The sequence below is a fragment of the Idiomarina sp. genome (genome assembly GCF_048260185.1).
Taxonomy (GTDB): domain Bacteria; phylum Pseudomonadota; class Gammaproteobacteria; order Enterobacterales; family Alteromonadaceae; genus Idiomarina.
Genome location: NZ_JBLXHB010000007.1, coordinates 13,736 through 30,978, shown reverse-complemented (window position 1 = coordinate 30,978; position 17,243 = coordinate 13,736). Strand labels below are relative to the sequence as shown.

The window sequence follows — 17,243 nt, the reverse complement described above, 5'->3', positions numbered from 1 at the left end:
ACACAATGAAAAAAGCAATGATAACAACCATTTTATTTTTACTGTTTAGTATGCCCGCATTGGCGGCTGAGAAAACCGTCACGCTATCAGTACACGGTATGACATGCGTCACCTGCCCAATTACTGTCAAAGCTGCACTCGGTGAAGTCGCAGGTGTGAGCGCCGTCGATGTCCGTTTTGAAGAGCGGGATGCAACAGTGACATTCGACGACGAAAAAACGTCAGTTAAGGAGCTTACTGAAGCAACGACAAATGCAGGATACCCATCAACACTGAAAGCAACGGCGGCAAAAAATCAGTCATGAAACATCACAATACCTTATAGCTACTGTAAAACTGAAAGACCAAGGAGTAACCGTTATGAGTAGTAACAATTTACACATTGCTGTCATTGGTAGCGGCGGCAGTGCGATGGCTGCGGCACTCAAAGCGACTGAAGGAGGTGCCCGAGTGACGCTCATTGAGAGAGGTACTATTGGCGGAACTTGTGTCAATATTGGCTGTGTCCCGTCTAAAATCATGATCCGAGCGGCTCATATCGCCCAACTGCGGCGAGAAAGCCCTTTTGATAAAGGCTTAAGTACTCATACTCTTAAGGTAAATCGATCAACTCTCCTCGAGCAACAACAGGCTCGGATAGAAGAACTCCGTGAATCCAAATACCAGAGTATTCTTAGAGAGAATTCCGCCATTACCGTTATTAACGGCGAAGCCCGCTTTATAGACGATGAAACTCTTTCCGTATCACTTTGCGATGGCGGTGAGCAAACGGTTCACTTTGACCGTGCTTTTATCGGCACCGGGGCCCGACCCGCACAACCACCCATCCCCGGCTTAGCTGAAACCCCTTACCTTACTTCGACAAGCGCATTAGAGCTAAATGACATTCCTAAGAGCCTCCTTATTATTGGAGCCTCGGTCGTTGCTCTTGAGTTAGCACAAGCCTTCGCGCGTCTCGGTAGTGACGTTACTGTTTTGGCCCGCAGTCGAGTGTTATCCCAAGACGAGCCTGCCATTGGTGAAGCAATAGCGACTGTTTTTGATCGCGAAGGCATCAATGTGCTTGAGCATACAGAAGCCAGCGAAGTGCGTTACGACGGACAACACTTCATTCTCAAAACCAATGCCGGAACATTAAAAGCAGAACAACTGCTCGTGGCCACAGGCCGTACGCCCAATACGGAAAACCTCGATTTAAAAACCATCGGTGTACAAACTGAACGCGGTGCAATAACGATTAACGATCGCATGCAAACCTCTAACTCAAGAGTATATGCGGCAGGCGACTGTACGAATCAGCCGAAGTTTGTCTATGTCGCCGCCGCAGGCGGCAGCCGAGCCGCTATTAACATGACGGGCGGTGATGCGCATCTTGATCTCAGTGCCATGCCCGAGGTTATCTTTACTGATCCACAAGTCGCCACGGTGGGTTTATCAGAAGCTGATGCTAAAACTGGTGGTTACGTCACCGAAAGCCGCACGTTGGGCCTTGAAAATGTCCCACGGGCATTGGTTAACTTCGATACCCAAGGGTTTATAAAAATTCTCGCAGAAAGTGGCAGCGGCCGGCTGCTCGGTGTTCAAGTCGTCGCAGGAGAAGCTGGTGAGTTGATTCAAGCTGCTGTAATGGCGATAAGAGCAGGAATGACAGTCAATGAGTTGGCTGATGAGCTCTTCCCATACCTTACGATGGTAGAAGGCTTAAAGTTATGTGCTCAAACATTCACTAAAGATGTTAAGCAATTATCTTGCTGCGCTGGATGAGACAATTGATAGGGAGAAGACAAGACCAACGGCAGATCAATAAGCAGTAAAAGTACGCTTGAGAAGGGTTCGCAACTACGAGCGGCTGGCTCCTACCAAGAGCAGTAGTACATTTATAAAACAAAAGATACGGGTTCATTGCATGCAATACATCGTGAAACATTGAGAATTTTCAGACTGTTCGCGAGCAAGTACCGTCAGTAAGGCTCGGGCACCTAAATTTGTACCATTGACGACGGTATTATGCACATTGATGATCTATTTATTAAAGAAGCACACCGCCAATACGGAATTGATAGTGACCTGGTAGAGACACTGCTAAATTTAGTGGATTTGAGAGGGATGGTAAGCCGAGATTTGTACAGAAATCGCCAAATTAGAGCTAACGACTTGGTAACTTAAACATTATTCTTGAAGTAAAGTTTAAATCATCAGGATCCGAACAACTCAACCTGACGGCAACTATTTCTTATCGCCTAACTTATGAATTTAACTTAGCTTCCAAAACTGTGCTTTTTGGAAGCTCTATTTGTACTGCAAATCCGGTTGGATGAATATTGTTGAATGATATTTTTCCATCGTGCAATTGTATTATCTTCGAGGTAATGGATAAACCAAGACCAGAGCCGTCGATTCCACTATGCCCTTGAAACCGATAAAACCGCTCTCCCATTCGCTGAAGCATTTCTGTGGGTACTCCGGTGCCTTGATCCATTATTTTGATAGTAATGCTTTCTGATGTTTCAACCGCGTCTATTTGTATCTTGGAATCTGCGGGTGAAAATTTCATGGCGTTGGATAGAAGATTGGTCAACGCGCTTATTATCAAAGTTTCATTGCAGGCTATCTTGATTGTGGAAGCGTCGATTTGCCATTGATAATTCTCGACCGTGTTTTTGGGGAGAGCGTTGATGGCTGTAGAAACAAGCGTTTTGAGTTCAATCTCGGAGAAATCAGTAGACTTATCCAAACTATCCAGCCGATTTAAGCGCAAGAGTTGATTAACTAAATGCGACATGCGCTCTACGGCACTAAAAATGGCTTTACCGGACTGTTTGGAATCCTCCAGCGATTCAGCGTGAATAATATTTTCCGCATGTACTTGAATTGCGCTTAACGGTGTCCGTAACTCATGTGACGCATCAGCAATAAAACGCTTTTCCCTCTCTGAAAACATCTTAATTTGATGTAATAATTTATTAATTGCCTGCTTTATCGGGATCAACTCTTTGGGCAGTTCTGACTCAATTGGTGACAGGTTGTTTAACGCTCTGGCTCTTAAATGAGTGGCGAATTGATTAACCGGTTTCAGTACAAGATAAACAATAAAGAGTATTATTAAGCTTATCGGTACCCACATCAATACTAGCGGGTACAGCTGTTCTGTAGCCAAGTAACCACTGAGCTCACTGCGTACATCCTCCCGTTGAAAGGTACGCACCCAAATGCCCTTAGATTTCGAAAAATAACTAAAGATAAACCATGTCTGCGCATCATTTTCTAACGTATGGTAGCCAGCGTCTAAATTTTTCAGCGGCAGTATCTTCAACTGATTAGTTAAGGCCAGCAATTTACCTTCAGAGTTGTATATGTGATAGCCGATTTTAGATTCGTACTTATGGCCGCTAGGGCCTCTCTCATTAGCGGACTCATCTTCACCGGTATCATTGTAGTTTGATATTGGGATCCTTTTAGGTACAGACTGAGTTTCCGGAGAGGGTGTATAAAATGCTGCCAGCGACTTTGCGGTTTGTGCGAGTTGCGCATCAAAAACTTCATCTAACTCGTGCAGAATATCCCGATAGCTAGCCCAGGCTGTGAACGCTAATACAGCAATTACAGCTAAGTTAATGCCAATAACCAATGAGCGGCGAAGCGACCAGAATTTCATGATGACTCATCTTTTAACAGATAGCCTAAACCTCGGATGGTAGTTATCAGGCTAGGGTTCAGTTTTTTTCGTAAATGGTGAATATGGACCTCTAACGAATTGCTTTCGTTATCGCTATCCCAGCCATAACATGCAGTTTCTAACTGCTCTTTACTCACTATCTTTCCGGCATGCAACGCGAGTTGTTTGAGTAATATCCATTCTAACCGGGTTAAATTAATAGGTTTTCGCTGAAAGCGACATTGTTGTGATGCAATATCAACGCTCAGATCGCCGCAATTTATAACATCATTGAGTTGGAGGTTTGCTTTTCGCACCTGAACTCGAACACGGGCTTCTAACTCACGTAACTCAAACGGCTTTACTACGTAATCATTGGCGCCCTCATTCAGTGCCAGCACCTTCGTATCAACATCATCCCAGGCGGTGAGTACGACAATAGGAACGGGTTGCCCTGCCTTTCTCAGTTTTTTGATCAAGGATACGGCATTGCCATCAGGCAGGCCAAGATCAAAAATTGCCAGTTCGAATTGGTCAGTTTTAAGGGCACTTTCCGCTTGCGATAGATTCATAGCGAGTTCGACCACATAACCCATACGATTCAGACCCTTAATGATACCTTCTGCCAAGGTTTTGTCATCTTCAAGGAGTAGTAGACGCATTTACATATCTCTCGTTAAACGGGTTAAATCAAGGCTTGCATTATAAAGTGACGTTTCTACATTAAAGTAACCTAATACAGTATGCGAGAAATTATCGTGATTAATATTGGCGTCTGTATTATTCCCCGTCATTTCAAATGTCTCTGAAGGCCAAATTATCCAAGGGATGTGTCGTTGCTCCTCGGGCGCTAACCAATTTGGTAAACCATGCAGGTAGATACCGTTATCACCCAGGGACTCACCGTGGTCGGATACATACATCATACTGCTCTCCAGCTCTTTGTGACTCCTCAATAACCTAATGGCCTGACTCACGAGCCGATCAGTTATCAATAAACTGTTGTCGTACGCATTAATAATTTCTTCTTTTGCGCAGTTTGTTAATTCCTCGCTTTTGCACTCTGGTAAAAAATGTTTGAGTTTCTCTGGCGAGCGTTTGTAATATGCTGGCCCATGACTACCCATTTGGTGAAGCACAATAATCGAATCCTGAGTGATGTTTCGTAACCAGGAGCTCAAGTCATCAAGCATCTCAAAGTCGTAGCAGCCCGTTTCTCCGCACCGATCTTCATCCATCACAATGGTATGAATACGGTTACAGACGTCCTTGCACCCGGAGTTGTTTTCAATCCAGGTTGCTTTGATACCGGCATTTTCTAAAACATCTAATACGTTACTGGAATTTCTGGCGGCATTGGAATAAGTGTCAGCCGTTAAAAAACTGAACATACAGGGAACAGAAACAGCCGTAGCTGTGCCGCATGACATGGCAGCTTTATAGCTCAAGATTGGTTCTGAAGTTGCTAACTGGGAAAGCATGGGTGTTGTCGGACGCTCATAACCATTCAGTGAAAAGTGATCTGCACGCGCTGTTTCGCCCAATATGACAACCATTACTTTTGGCTTTGCCGAAGTTTTAATTTGCACCGCGTCCTGCCCCAAAGAGGTAAACTGAGCCGGCCTTTCTAGTTTTTGTCTTATGACTGAAACACTCGCCGAGATGACATTGAATGGGACTATCCGATATTTTACATCCCGATGGTTACGAAATAAGGAGGCAAAGTCGTCATAACTTGTATAAACAATACCGACCGCTAAAAAACAGAAGCAGGCTGCTGTAACAAGACTTTGTTTGATCTGTGTAAGTGTTCTTGCTTTGGGGATTTTTATGTACATCAGCAATAACGAAGGGATGATACCCAATGCCATTAACGTGATAAAAAAACTGGTAGAAAGTTGGTCTCCGGCCTCTGCTGGGTCGGTCTCCATGCTATTGATGAGCATGTCGGAGTCAATAACAATGCCGTATTCCAGCATATAAAATGAGGCCGGCGCAGCCACCATAATTAAAATAATCGCCAGTGGCTTGAACGCATTAACAAACCGGCTTAAGGCCAGCACAAAAGCATAAAAACAGAGTGTGAATGCCATTAACTTAAACTGTGTGAATGATTGGACACCATAAGCCTCCAAAGCGTTTAATAAAGGCGCTGAGTAAGTAAAGGTTAACCAAGTTGCAACAACCACTAACAGTATTGGAAAATTAAGTGTCAGTCGTTTCATGATGCTCACCTATATGAAAAATGAGTAACGCGATGCTCCAGCAAATAAAGGCTGTAGTGATATCGTCGACGAAGAAGTGGGCGCCACGCAGTTGTTGTGCAAAGCCGAGAGTGAAGCCAACAAGAAGTGAGAAAACAGCCGATGTATTAGCAAGGACGGGCTGATTTTTACGCCAGAAAAAATAAAGCCCGATCCAGGCAAAACCGATACTCGAATGCCCCGACGGAAAGCATCGTCCTGAGCTAAAGGGGCTGTCATTCAACGACCACAAACTGAAGTAGGGTTTGGTGCCGCCGTATACACGCAGATCCCAGGGACAGTCCATCCCCAGAGTCGCTTTAAGGTAATTAACCAAGCCAAAAGACAGTAAAATAGATAAGAGCAGCAGCACATAGCGACGCCGCTGAGCGTTATTTTTTCCCGGAAAAAACTGAAATAAGGTTAAGGCCAGTAGCGAAATGACAGCGATGAGATTGAGGTTGCGAGCACCTTCATGAAAAATGGTTTCAGTAATGAAGTGGTGTTTAAGTGACCACTGCCCCCCTTCTAGCCGATAGAGTGCATTGGCAAATAGAAATTTGAGATCAAATAATTCTGCCGTTGTTAACACCGCAATAAAAATGACCAGAGTAATCAGCCAACGTTGGCTGGTTGTTGTCATCTTCAAAGCTGGCATAAGAGTGCTGCCCAAACGATGATGAACTGAATGATCGCAAGAAATACAGCGGCCGACGCGATATCTTTCGCTCGCGCGCTAAGCTCATGAAAGTCTGCGCCGATACGGTCGACTACAGCTTCTACAGCGGAATTAAGCAACTCAGTAATGAGTAAGCCGGACAAAGACAAAAACATTAACAACCGCTCTGCTAACGCCAGCGGTGCCAGCACTAAAATAGGCACTAATAAAATGAACAGTAACACTTCTTGCCGAAATGCGGCTTCAAAAAGCCATGCAGCTTTTAGCCCCTTTATGGAATACCGCGTTGCATGAAGTATTCGGATTATTCCTGTTTTGCCTGGTTTCATAATGAGTCCTGTCACGATAAAAAATACATCCTAAACGACCAATATTAAGTTCAGCTTAAGGTTCCCCCTTTACTATCCATCGCATCACTAAAACTACAAATGGATTGGATTGTTAATGTGGAATGTTTTGCTAAAAAAAGCGGCGCGGTCTTTAGCGCACTATCAGACGCTGATTGTAGGATTTGCGCTTGGCTTAATCATTTTGAGTGTCAGCCGTCTGCTGCTGTTTATCTGGCAGTTTGATCGTGTAACGGAGGCGGCGAATATTGGCTATCTGATGGTGATGGGATTGAGGGCTGACGTTGTTCAAATGGGATATCTGACACTGCCATTATTGTTATTGGCGCCGTTATTTCTAAACCGATGGGGTTTGGGGCTATGGCAAAAACTTCAGAGCATCTGGCTGATTATCGCTATTACCTATATTGCGTTTATGGAGATATCAACGCCAGCCTTTGTTATGCAATACGATTTGCGACCTAACCGCTTGTTCATTGAATATTTAGAATATCCCAAAGAAGTGTTTAGTATGCTCTGGGCTGGTTTTAAACCCTGGTTATTTGTAAGCGGCGTGGTTGTGATTGGCTGTTTATATGGGTTAACTAAATTAGCGAACCGCTTGAATACATCCCCCCCCATTGATAACAAGAAGGTTGTCAGTTCTCTGGTTGTCTGGCCGTTGTTAGTGATCCTTGTCTTTGCTGGTGTCCGCTCAACTCTGGCGCACCGGCCGGCTAACCCAGCCTTTTTTGCAGTGACGTCTGATGCGCTTGTGAATAGTTTAGTTATTAGTTCAGCTTACTCTGTCGAATATGCAATTTATAATATGCGTCATGAGGAAAGCGCTGCCAGTGTGTATGGTAAAGTCCCCATCGATCAGATACTTAATACCGTGAAAAAACAACCTCACTTAGTTGAGAAAACTTTTCCGTCTGAAAAATACCCAACAGTGCATTTTAATCCCGCCTCCCGTAACTACAACAAACCCAAAAATATTGTTGTTATTTTGGAGGAGAGTCTGGGGGCTACTTTTGTTAAAGATTTAGGTGGGGTTGGTGTGACACCAAATCTTGAACAGTTACGACAGGAAGGTTGGTGGTTTAAGCAGTTGTACGCGACAGGAACTCGCTCGGTTCGCGGTATTGAGGCGGTCATCTCAAGCTTTTTACCAACGCCTGCAAGAAGCACCGTAAAACTCTCTTTATCGCAGCAAAACTTTTATACCGCGGCGGATTTGTTGTCGCGTAAAGGCTATTTTACCGAGTTTATTTACGGTGGTGAAACCCACTTCGACAATATGGGGAGCTTTTTTACCGGCAACGGATTTCAATCAATACTGGGGCAAGGTGACATTGTTAACCCACAATTTGTGGGCAGTTGGGGGGCTAGTGACGGCGATTTATTTAATACGGCGCATCAGCGATTTAAGGAACTGGAAAAAATCGGGCAACCTTTTTTTAGTTTAGTTTTTACATCGTCCAATCATGAGCCGTTTGAGTTTCCGGACAATGCAATTGAGCTCTATTCGAAGTCAAAGAATACGGTTGAAAATGCGGTTAAATACGCAGATTTCGCTCTGGGTGAATTCATTAAAAAGGCAAAAAGAAGTGAATATTGGGAGGACACGATTTTTCTAATTGTTGCAGACCATGATACGCGTGTCTACGGCAACGAATTAGTGCCCATTAATAAATTCCATATACCCGGGCTTATTTTGGGAGGGTCTATTAAACCCAGGAAAATAGATTCAATAGTCAGTCAAATTGATTTGTTACCGACTGTTATATCGCTTGCGGGTGTTTCTTCCTGGACTCCGTCAATAGGGCAGGATCTATCTGCAGAAAATGTACCGTTTGCCAATCGTGCGATGATGCAATTTGGTAATAACTATGCGTGGATGACTAACGACGCTGTGATCATTTTAACGCCAAGCGGAAGTATGGCTGGTTACTATGATTTCCATAAAAACAGTTTTGTCAGAAGCAGCAAAGTACATGACACATTGTATAACGACGCTTTAGCACACGCACTTTTACCTTCATGGCTTTACCAAAACCTTGCTTACTTTGTGCCGGAGGATCTAAATTAGCATATTCGTTCGGCTATGGTTGAGGCGCTAACCTCCTTTCATAAGTGCTGGATTTCTAAGGTACCTTTGCGAAACAAGGCTCTGATAGCTGCCCGCGAGGCCGTTAAAAACATCCACCAGGACGTCCTTGTTTTGGCTCATCAACCCGAAAATGGCCGCCCTCTGAATGATATGCCCGTCGAATTTAGAGAGTGGCTCATTGATTTTGGCCAGAGTGGCCATCTCGCACTGTACCGTTACGATGGTTTTGAAACGATCATCCTAGCAGTGCTTGCCGGTTCATATCCAGTATATAATCACCAAAACGACTAATGTGTGCGGTCCGGTAAGGAGATTAATGTCAGCAGTAATTTCGGTGCCATCCTCCATTAGCTGTTTTAGCACACGCGTCATACGCTCCGTGTTGTAAAGCACGACCATGTTCGCTAACAGATAATTGTGCTCTGCTCATGACGGACGTTTTGTACGACCACACCTTTACCACCGAAGAGTAGCCATTTAATGAAACCGTTGAACTCTTCGGACTTACTGGTTTCTGACTGAATGGCCTGCCGTAAGTCCGCATTATTAAAGTAGTTCAGTAGAAATAGCGTACGGATCACTTTGCCCAGCTCCCGAAACGTAAAGTACAATTTGTTTTTTCGGCTGTACGTTCCAAGTTGACGTAACAAAGACGATGCGGGCGTACGACCTAGTTTTATGGACAAAATAATTTTCAGCATGCCGGGAAGCAGTTGCTCAATCAAGACAAAATCAATGCTGCCGGCAAACAATTGATCGATGTGCTCGTAGTAGCAGGTTTTGTTGGGTCGAAATAAACTCAGCTCATAAATATCCCCAATACGTGACATCAACTGAATGGATTTCCCAGCTTATAGCGCCGCCTAGAAATCTAACCTCGATTGACTTAAATCAGGCTTCAAAGTTTTTTCTATGTTAAGTTAAAACTCTTGTTTACTAAGTTAATTTCCCGCACTCCTGCTCTATCATCGTTACTTGACATCAGTACTGTCCTGTTTATTAAAACTACCAATACGTTTCAGTCAACATTTGCGCGATGTTAACTTTGTAACGAAAGCTCTTTATTAGTGGCTGCTCGTTTATCGTGAACCCAGAACAATTCATCGATTGGCGAGATAGAAACTAATCCTTCGTTAGATACCCCAGTATGGGCCGCTTCAACTACCAAGAGGGCAACATCACGCGCATCATCACTGTTCACATAAACTTCAAGCTGTACGTGATCAACTAAGTGATCATCGTTATAGCTATCGAAGTAGTAACCCCGTCCTCGCACAGGAAACAGCGTAAAGCCGCTAACGCCACGGCCGATGAGAGCCTCTTCCACTGAGTCTTGTCGAAGTTGATCAAAAATCGCGGTAATTTTAGATAGGTTCATATACCCCCCTAAAAGCCCTAAAGCATATAGCTTATGGACTGTGTTTAGCCTACTTACTTAAATTTCGAGAAAATTTAGAGTTGTAATTTAGTAGTGCTATTTCGGAGGGTAGTAAATATCGAAGAGCATTTGCTTGACATCACCTTCATAGGACAAGGGATGTGGCAAGTTGCTAGGAGAGTTTATCGAAGTGTCGAACGGAATTAATACTAGAGGTGAGTTCGCAGAGTTACACTCTTCATCCATAGAGCATTTATCAGCTACGCAGCAATAGCAGTCGTCAATGATAGATTGCTCACTTTCATCGCAATGAAAGTTATCTTTGCTTTCGTTGCTAACATCCATATGGCTAACACTTTTTTCGTGCTGTACATTGGAAGCAGTGTTATAAGCAGGAGCGGCTGGGAAGGATAGCTGTATCACTATTCCTAACATAAGCACAACTAAAAATTTTGCTTGAAACATATGTGCGCTCCTATTGCCATACTATAAATTGGCATACTACCCCCTGCACATCATTGATCGAGATCAAAGGTGTGCAGGTGATATTCACAGAGTAAGGTATCATCTAACCTTAACGTCTTTCTTTCGCCACAAATAGTAAACAGCAGGTAATACGAGCAAGGTTAAGATAACAGCGCTGATCATTCCTCCAACCATTGGCGCCGCTATTCTACTAACCACTTCAGCCCCAGTCCCTGTACTAAACATTATAGGCAATAAACCAGCAATTGTAGAAACGGCCGTCATCATGACGGGGCGAACACGAAGTCCAGCCCCTTCCATTACGGCAAGAGAGAGACCGTCTTTCGTTAATGCTTTACCATGCTCTAACTGACTTTTTTCATATTCATTATAGGACTGGTTTAGGTAAGTCAGCATTAGTATTCCTATTTCTACAGTGACACCTGCTAGAGCTATAAAACCAACCGCTACAGCAACTGAGAAATTATAATCTAAAAGATACATTAGCCAGATTGACCCCACCAATGCGAGAGGCAAAGTTCCCAATATAATGGCTATTTCTGTAGCGTTTCGAAAGTTCATATATAAAAGAACGATAATAATCGCGAGCGTTAACGGAATCACGTAAGTCAGTTTTTCCTTTGCCCTTTCCATATATTCGTACTGCCCGGACCAGGTAACTGAATACCCTGCTGGCAACTCGAGTTCTTGTTCTACAACCTTCATTGCTTTTTCAACATAAGTGCCGACATCAACTCCCTCAATGTCGACAAAAGTCCAGCCATTAAGTCTTGCGTTTTCGCTTTTAATTGCCGGCGGTCCAAGTTCAACGTAGACATCAGCCACATCCGCCAAACTAATACGCTGCCCGTTTGGCGTAACTAAAGGTAGCTTCTTTAATTCTTCCGGCGAATCACGGTAATCTTGAGGGTAGCGCAAGTTTATTGGGTAACGTTCAAGCCCTTCAATGGTCTCTGAAACATTCATTCCACCAATAGCCGTGGCAACGACCTGCTGCACATCCTCAATGTTCAAGCCATAACGTGCAGCCTGCTCTCTTTCTATGTCAACTTTGACATAGCGTCCACCTGCCACTCGCTCTGAATAAACAGAAGCCGTACCATCGACATCATCAAGTATTGCTTCAAGCTGCTGCCCTATCCTCTGAATTTCATTAAGATCGGCTCCGGCAACTTTTATACCTACCGGCGTTTTGATACCTGTCGATAGCATATCAATGCGAGTTTTAATGGGGTAAACCCACGCATTGGTCAGCCCCGGAAACTTTACAAGCGCATCCAGTTCTTTTTTCAACTTCTCAGTGGTCATACCGTCTCTCCACTGATCTTTCGGTTTCAGTTGAATAAAGGTTTCAATCATCGTTAGGGGTGCCGGATCAGTGGCGGTATCCGCTCGACCAATTTTGCCAAAAACCGTCTTCACTTCCGGTACCGTTTTTATGAGCTTGTCGGTTTGCTGCAACAGCTCCCTTGCTTTACCAATTGATAATCCGGGATAGGTAGTGGGCATATACATCAAATCGCCCTCATCCAAATCTGGAATAAATTCACTACCAATTTTGTCAATCGGCCAGACACCAACGGCCAGGATAACAAGCGCTCCGACAACTGCTGTCTTGGGGTATTTCAAAATGCCTTTTAAAAGCGGTTTATACCCGGCGATCAATAACCGATTAAGCGGGTTTTTCCCCTCAGGTGTTACCTTTCCTCTGATAAAATATCCCATCAACACGGGGATAACGGTAACCGCTAAGGCTGCACTGGCTGCCATTGCGTAAGTTTTCGTGAAAGCAAGCGGAGAAAACATCCGCCCTTCCTGGGCTTCTAAGGTAAATACCGGCATAAAGCTGACGGTAATAATGAGCAAGCTAAAGAAAAGAGCAGGGCCCACCTCTGAAGCAGAGGCGGCAACCACCCGCCAGCGGTTCTCTGCTGTCAGTGGCGTTTTTTCCATATGCTTATGCATATTTTCAATCATGACGATGGCACCATCGAGCATAGCGCCAATAGCGATTGCGATCCCTCCAAGTGACATAATATTCGCGTTAATTCCTTGCCAATACATGACAATAAACGCGGTTAAAATACCCAAAGGCAAGCTGATAACGGCAACCAGCGAGGAGCGGACATGGAAGAGAAATATCACACAGATAAACGCGACAATAGCGAGTTCTTCTATTAAACTTTTCCAGAGACTTTCCACGGCATCCGAGATAAGCCCCGAACGATCATAGACAGTGACTATATCGACACCTTCTGGTAGCCCAGACTTTAATTCTTCCAACTTTTGTTTAACGCCATCAATCGTTTTTTGGGCATTTTCTCCGAAACGCATTACCACAATACCACCCACGGCTTCTCCCTCACCGTTGAGTTCGGCGATACCGCGTCTCATTTGGGGGCCCACACCCACATCAGCAACGTCTTTAAGCAATAATGGCGTGCCATTTTCATCAACGCCAAGCGGGATACTCTCTAAGTCTGACACACCATCAATATAGCCTGAGGCCCGGACCATATACTCAGCTTCCGCCATTTCAACCACCGACGCCCCCACTTCCTGATTACCTCGCTGGATAGCATTTTGTATGTGAGCAAGAGGAATATCGAATGCGCGCAGCTTCTCCGGATCCACTTTCACCTGGTACTGCTTTACCATCCCGCCGAGGGCGGCAACTTCCGAAACCCCCTCGACCGTTTGCAGTTCATACTTTAAAAACCAATCCTGCATACTGCGTAACTCACTCAAATTGTGGTTACCCGTACGATCAACCAAGGCATACAAATACACCCAACCAACCCCTGTTGCATCAGGGCCTAATTGCGGTCTTGCATTAGAAGGCAGTGTCGGAGCAACCTGAGACAAATATTCCAGTACTCGCGAACGCGCCCAGTAAGCGTCTGTATCTTCGTCAAAAATGACATACACATAGGAGTCGCCGAAAAACGAATATCCACGGACGGTTTTAGCGCCGGGGACAGACAACATAGCGGTTGTTAATGGATAGGTTACTTGATCTTCTACCACCTGCGGCGCTTGACCCGGATAGCTGGTTTTAATGATCACCTGGACATCCGACAAGTCCGGCAGTGCGTCTACGGGCGTATTCTTAACCGCAAAAGCACCAACACCCACGAGGATTAATGTCGCCAGAAGAACGAAAAAACGGTTACTCACTGACCATCGAATGACTGACTTAATCATGGTTATGCTCCTGCTCTGTCACTTGTTTTTGCTCAGGAATATGAATCGATGTGAGCTGGTACTGTTGCTTCCCGACTTGCGTTATTTCCGCATGCAAGGATAACCCCGTGCTAAGCTGAGAAAGTTCAACATCCGAAGCAACATCGAAGTCCATCGTCATTGCAGGCCAGTCCCATTCAGAAATCTCACCGTGCTCCAGCGTAACCATCGAGTGCTGAGGCATAACATTTTTAACGGTTGCTTCAACCCAGACAGCTTGAGCTGCTGCGTCACTTGACATACTGCCATGGCTCTCGTTATCAGCATCAGTGTCATGTTGCATGCGCTTAAAGTCAGAGGATTTACTGGACTCAGAATCAATCAAAAACTGAGCTGAAGTAACGATGTCATCACCTGCCATAAGACCCGATAAAATTTCAACTCGCGAGCTCCCTAACCGCCCAACGTCAACATTAACTGATTTAAATTTCCCATCACCCAGTGCCAGTACAACTCGGTTCGAACCACCCATTCGGATAAGCGCTTCTTTAGGGATGATTAAGTTTTTGTCGCCTAAACCAGCCTTAATGTTAAGATTCGCAAACATGCCCGGTTTTAAAAAACCATCAGGGTTGTCGAAGTGAATTCGAACTTGTCCCGTCCGAGTTTTAGGGTTAAGTGACGGATAGACATAATCAACCTTTCCTTGCCACTCTTTACCTGGAGCATACTCAAGGTTCATTTGAACGTCATTGCCTACCTCAACCTGGTTCAATTGCCGCTCAAAGACTTCTGCAATAACCCAAATTTTATCCAGTTGAGCAATGGTCATTAAATTCATACTCGGCGTTACAAACGCACCTTCACGCACAGTCAGTCTATCCAATACCCCGGACTGCTTTGCTTTTACCGTGATTGTTTTCTGAATTTTACGAGTTTCTTTTAACTTCTTAATCTCAGATTCAGAGACTTGCAGAGCTCTTAAGCGTTCTTCAGCAGCATCTAGTAGAACCTGATTACCTCGCTGCGAGGCTAGTACAAGCTCCTCTTGAGCATTAACCATTTCCGGTGAGTAAATACTGTATAACGGTTGGCCTGCTTTAACAGAGTTACCGACCGCTTTTACAAAAAGGTTTTCAATCCAACCTTCAACACGAGGACTTACTGTTAATACTCGGTCCTCATCAAACTGAACATAGCCAACTGTTTCGATATCTAGGTTGAGTCTCGAGGACGTGACGGTTGCAGTTGTAACCCCAAGGTTATTAATAACGTCGGGATCAATTCTCACCGTACCAGGTGAACTCTCTTCTGCATCATCGCCATAGTAAGGAATAAGGTCCATCCCCATTGGAGACTTTCCTGGTTTGTCTCGGCGATAATTGGGATCCATCGGAGCCACCCAATATAACGGCTCTTTTTCTGCATTGCCCGATGAACGATCAGACACTTCAGTCGATTGCATTACATAGCCAATAGCGCCAGCGCCAACTGCAAAGCCTACAGCTAAACTTATAAGAGATTTGGTGACTGTTTTCATTTTACACTCCTGAAAGTAATAAGTAGTTTGCTTCGGCAATCAATTTTTGGCGGTTCATGGCGATTGCTAATGCATCAATTTTTGCGTTGACTTCCGCAATCTGTGACCGTACCGCCTCGGCAAAGTCGCCATCATCATTGTTGTAGGCAGTCAATGCGGCTTCAGACTGGGCGGACATTTGTGGAAGTAGCTCTTCGTGATATAGGGCAGCACGTTCATTCAAACGGTTCAGTTGTAAAAACGTACTGCGTAAATTGGCTATTAACTGCCTGGCAACCAATAACTTCTCAGTTTTTTTCGCTTCCGTTCTAAACTTTGCTGAGCGTACCTGCTTATCCTGTTTGTTATCAGTAAATAAAGGGACATCGAACGTAACCCCGGCTGACAGCAAGTTGGCACGGTCATTGCCGCTTGGATCGTCGTTTCTATGGCCATATTTCAGATTGGCTGACCATTGCGGTTTATAACCTTGCTGAGCGAGCTCGACAGACGTCTCCGACGCCAAAATGTCTTGATCGGTCGCTTGCAAAACCGGGTGCCCTTTTATTAATTCGTACAAGGCTTGTTTCGGTATTGTCGAAGGTGATAGCAATGTCTTCTTCAGCGTAAGACTCGGAAGGTCATCCGGTAACGTTGATTTCGCTATAACACCTATCCATTCCGACAATTCGCTTTGAAGTCGCTCCTCTTTTTGTCGCAGTGACGTCAACCTATCATCCAGGCGTGTAAGCTCAAGTTGGGCTCTAATAACATCTTGCTGCCGTGCTTTTCCCTCGGTACTGGTATAACTCGCCTTAGCCGTCGACACTAACTGTTCAAAAAGCGCTCTATCCGATTCAATCAAGCGAATACTTTGCTGAGAGAAAAAAACATCTAACCACAACTTCGTGACCGTTGTTTTGACCTTTGCAATACGATCCGCTCTCAAAAACGGTTGTTTTTGAGCTAATTGGTTTTTCTGCTTACGAGACAACGATAATGTGTCTCCTCTGGGAAATGTTTGTGAAACACCGACGACTAACTGGGTCATTCCTTCCTGTCTTGAACTAAAACTGTCAACCGGGAAACTGGCAGCCGTGAGCGATATTTTAGGGTCAGGCAAACTGGAAGAGGCTATTGCTTCACTCGCGAATGCTTCTTGGGTTTGCTTACTTGCCGTTAACCAAGGATCTTCTTGTACAGCGATACTCACTGCTTCTTGCAAATTCAAAAGCGGCTCTTGTGCATTAACGACATTTGGCACCACTACAGTCAGAACACTTAAATAAGCCATTCTTCTTAAAAGTTTCATATTGTTACTCTCAAAAACTGTGAATTTTTAAATTAAACACAGACCAAGTTATGAGTCGGACCGTAACGAGGACGACGAACGACGTCGTAACGACAATGACCGAACCAAAGCTTATAGCTGTGCTTTTACCTGGACGATAAACGCGCCAGGAGCGAGAAATTTCGTATTTTTAAGAGTGGATTGGGGGGCGAAAAAGCGAGAGAGAATGCTTTTCTTTAATATTCGTATCTAAGAATGAGGAAGCGTTAAAAACCAGCTTCTCAATAGGCGGAACGGTGGATTGCTCAGAATAAACGACAGTAATTGACGGGCTGTAACAATGACGCATCATTGAATCAGAGCAACAGTT

The 17,243-nt window shown here is 44.6% G+C and carries 15 protein-coding genes; 4 read left to right on the top strand and 11 right to left on the bottom strand.

The window, feature by feature from the left end; genetic code table 11:
• Positions 1–5 precede the first annotated feature (5 nt).
• Complete coding sequence (merP, locus tag ACN0RF_RS12825; RefSeq protein ID WP_114981132.1) at positions 6–305, top strand: mercury resistance system periplasmic binding protein MerP; 300 nt, start codon at positions 6–8, stop codon at positions 303–305.
• 55 nt (positions 306–360) lie between these two features.
• Complete coding sequence (gene merA, locus ACN0RF_RS12820; protein ID WP_011234883.1) at positions 361–1,764, top strand: mercury(II) reductase; 1,404 nt, start codon at positions 361–363, stop codon at positions 1,762–1,764.
• Positions 1,765–2,245: 481 nt separating this feature from the next.
• On the opposite strand, the gene ACN0RF_RS12815 is transcribed toward merA, so the two are convergent.
• From ACN0RF_RS12815 to ACN0RF_RS12795, 5 genes are read right to left on the bottom strand one after another with little or no spacing between them, the layout of a single operon-like run.
• Complete coding sequence (locus ACN0RF_RS12815; RefSeq protein ID WP_417439327.1) at positions 2,246–3,655, bottom strand: ATP-binding protein; 1,410 nt, start codon at positions 3,653–3,655, stop codon at positions 2,246–2,248.
• Positions 3,652–4,317: a response regulator gene (locus ACN0RF_RS12810; RefSeq protein ID WP_417439326.1), complete on the bottom strand. Its 666-nt coding sequence runs from the start codon at positions 4,315–4,317 to the stop codon at positions 3,652–3,654. Before ACN0RF_RS12810 ends, ACN0RF_RS12815 begins: the two co-directional genes overlap by 4 nt.
• Positions 4,318–5,880, bottom strand: a complete 1,563-nt coding sequence (locus tag ACN0RF_RS12805; RefSeq protein ID WP_417439325.1) for a phosphoethanolamine transferase — start codon at positions 5,878–5,880, stop codon at positions 4,318–4,320. It lies immediately after the preceding gene.
• Positions 5,861–6,556 (bottom strand): phosphatase PAP2 family protein, encoded by a 696-nt coding sequence (locus ACN0RF_RS12800; RefSeq protein ID WP_417439324.1) that lies wholly within the window; start codon positions 6,554–6,556, stop codon positions 5,861–5,863. The genes ACN0RF_RS12805 and ACN0RF_RS12800 overlap by 20 nt, the downstream gene beginning before the upstream one ends.
• Positions 6,544–6,906 (bottom strand): diacylglycerol kinase, encoded by a 363-nt coding sequence (locus ACN0RF_RS12795; protein WP_417439323.1) that lies wholly within the window; start codon positions 6,904–6,906, stop codon positions 6,544–6,546. The genes ACN0RF_RS12800 and ACN0RF_RS12795 overlap by 13 nt, the downstream gene beginning before the upstream one ends.
• Positions 6,907–7,021: 115 nt before the next feature.
• On the opposite strand from ACN0RF_RS12795, the gene ACN0RF_RS12790 reads away from it, so the two are divergent.
• Positions 7,022–8,995, top strand: a complete 1,974-nt coding sequence (locus ACN0RF_RS12790) for an LTA synthase family protein (protein WP_417439322.1) — start codon at positions 7,022–7,024, stop codon at positions 8,993–8,995.
• Between the two features lie 15 nt (positions 8,996–9,010).
• Positions 9,011–9,307: a type II toxin-antitoxin system RelE/ParE family toxin gene (locus tag ACN0RF_RS12785; protein WP_286822842.1), complete on the top strand. Its 297-nt coding sequence runs from the start codon at positions 9,011–9,013 to the stop codon at positions 9,305–9,307.
• A gap of 113 nt (positions 9,308–9,420) precedes the next feature.
• On the opposite strand, the gene ACN0RF_RS12780 is transcribed toward ACN0RF_RS12785, so the two are convergent.
• The 6 genes from ACN0RF_RS12780 to ACN0RF_RS12755 all read right to left on the bottom strand — a co-directional run bounded on the left by ACN0RF_RS12780 (position 9,421) and on the right by ACN0RF_RS12755 (position 16,894).
• Positions 9,421–9,846, bottom strand: coding sequence for a Tn3 family transposase (locus tag ACN0RF_RS12780; RefSeq protein WP_417439321.1), 426 nt, complete (start codon positions 9,844–9,846; stop codon positions 9,421–9,423).
• 209 nt (positions 9,847–10,055) lie between these two features.
• Positions 10,056–10,394 (bottom strand): P-II family nitrogen regulator, encoded by a 339-nt coding sequence (locus ACN0RF_RS12775; protein WP_006956222.1) that lies wholly within the window; start codon positions 10,392–10,394, stop codon positions 10,056–10,058.
• Positions 10,395–10,490: 96 nt separating this feature from the next.
• Complete coding sequence (locus ACN0RF_RS12770; RefSeq protein WP_417439320.1) at positions 10,491–10,859, bottom strand: hypothetical protein; 369 nt, start codon at positions 10,857–10,859, stop codon at positions 10,491–10,493.
• Positions 10,860–10,958: 99 nt separating this feature from the next.
• Positions 10,959–14,084, bottom strand: a complete 3,126-nt coding sequence (locus ACN0RF_RS12765) for an efflux RND transporter permease subunit (protein ID WP_417439319.1) — start codon at positions 14,082–14,084, stop codon at positions 10,959–10,961.
• Positions 14,077–15,603 (bottom strand): efflux RND transporter periplasmic adaptor subunit, encoded by a 1,527-nt coding sequence (locus tag ACN0RF_RS12760; protein ID WP_053954059.1) that lies wholly within the window; start codon positions 15,601–15,603, stop codon positions 14,077–14,079. The genes ACN0RF_RS12765 and ACN0RF_RS12760 overlap by 8 nt, the downstream gene beginning before the upstream one ends.
• A 1-nt stretch (position 15,604) precedes the next feature.
• The gene (locus tag ACN0RF_RS12755; RefSeq protein ID WP_417439318.1) at positions 15,605–16,894 is read right to left on the bottom strand and encodes a TolC family protein; all 1,290 of its coding nucleotides are present in this window, start codon (positions 16,892–16,894) and stop codon (positions 15,605–15,607) included.
• Positions 16,895–17,243: the final 349 nt, after the last annotated feature.

What these genes read in the sequence shown, in the direction of transcription:
- ACN0RF_RS12765 (WP_417439319.1), bottom strand. Translation starts at nt 14,084, where the DNA reads ATGATTAAGTCAGTCATTCGATGGTCAGTGAGTAACCGTTTTTTCGTT.
- ACN0RF_RS12770 (WP_417439320.1), bottom strand. Translation starts at nt 10,859, where the DNA reads ATGTTTCAAGCAAAATTTTTAGTTGTGCTTATGTTAGGAATAGTGATA.
- ACN0RF_RS12760 (WP_053954059.1), bottom strand. Translation starts at nt 15,603, where the DNA reads ATGAAAACAGTCACCAAATCTCTTATAAGTTTAGCTGTAGGCTTTGCA.
- ACN0RF_RS12800 (WP_417439324.1), bottom strand. Translation starts at nt 6,556, where the DNA reads ATGCCAGCTTTGAAGATGACAACAACCAGCCAACGTTGGCTGATTACT.
- ACN0RF_RS12810 (WP_417439326.1), bottom strand. Translation starts at nt 4,317, where the DNA reads ATGCGTCTACTACTCCTTGAAGATGACAAAACCTTGGCAGAAGGTATC.
- ACN0RF_RS12805 (WP_417439325.1), bottom strand. Translation starts at nt 5,880, where the DNA reads ATGAAACGACTGACACTTAATTTTCCAATACTGTTAGTGGTTGTTGCA.
- ACN0RF_RS12815 (WP_417439327.1), bottom strand. Translation starts at nt 3,655, where the DNA reads ATGAAATTCTGGTCGCTTCGCCGCTCATTGGTTATTGGCATTAACTTA.
- merP (WP_114981132.1), top strand. Translation starts at nt 6, where the DNA reads ATGAAAAAAGCAATGATAACAACCATTTTATTTTTACTGTTTAGTATG.
- ACN0RF_RS12790 (WP_417439322.1), top strand. Translation starts at nt 7,022, where the DNA reads ATGTGGAATGTTTTGCTAAAAAAAGCGGCGCGGTCTTTAGCGCACTAT.
- merA (WP_011234883.1), top strand. Translation starts at nt 361, where the DNA reads ATGAGTAGTAACAATTTACACATTGCTGTCATTGGTAGCGGCGGCAGT.
- ACN0RF_RS12795 (WP_417439323.1), bottom strand. Translation starts at nt 6,906, where the DNA reads ATGAAACCAGGCAAAACAGGAATAATCCGAATACTTCATGCAACGCGG.
- ACN0RF_RS12755 (WP_417439318.1), bottom strand. Translation starts at nt 16,894, where the DNA reads ATGAAACTTTTAAGAAGAATGGCTTATTTAAGTGTTCTGACTGTAGTG.
- ACN0RF_RS12785 (WP_286822842.1), top strand. Translation starts at nt 9,011, where the DNA reads ATGGTTGAGGCGCTAACCTCCTTTCATAAGTGCTGGATTTCTAAGGTA.
- ACN0RF_RS12780 (WP_417439321.1), bottom strand. Translation starts at nt 9,846, where the DNA reads ATGTCACGTATTGGGGATATTTATGAGCTGAGTTTATTTCGACCCAAC.
- ACN0RF_RS12775 (WP_006956222.1), bottom strand. Translation starts at nt 10,394, where the DNA reads ATGAACCTATCTAAAATTACCGCGATTTTTGATCAACTTCGACAAGAC.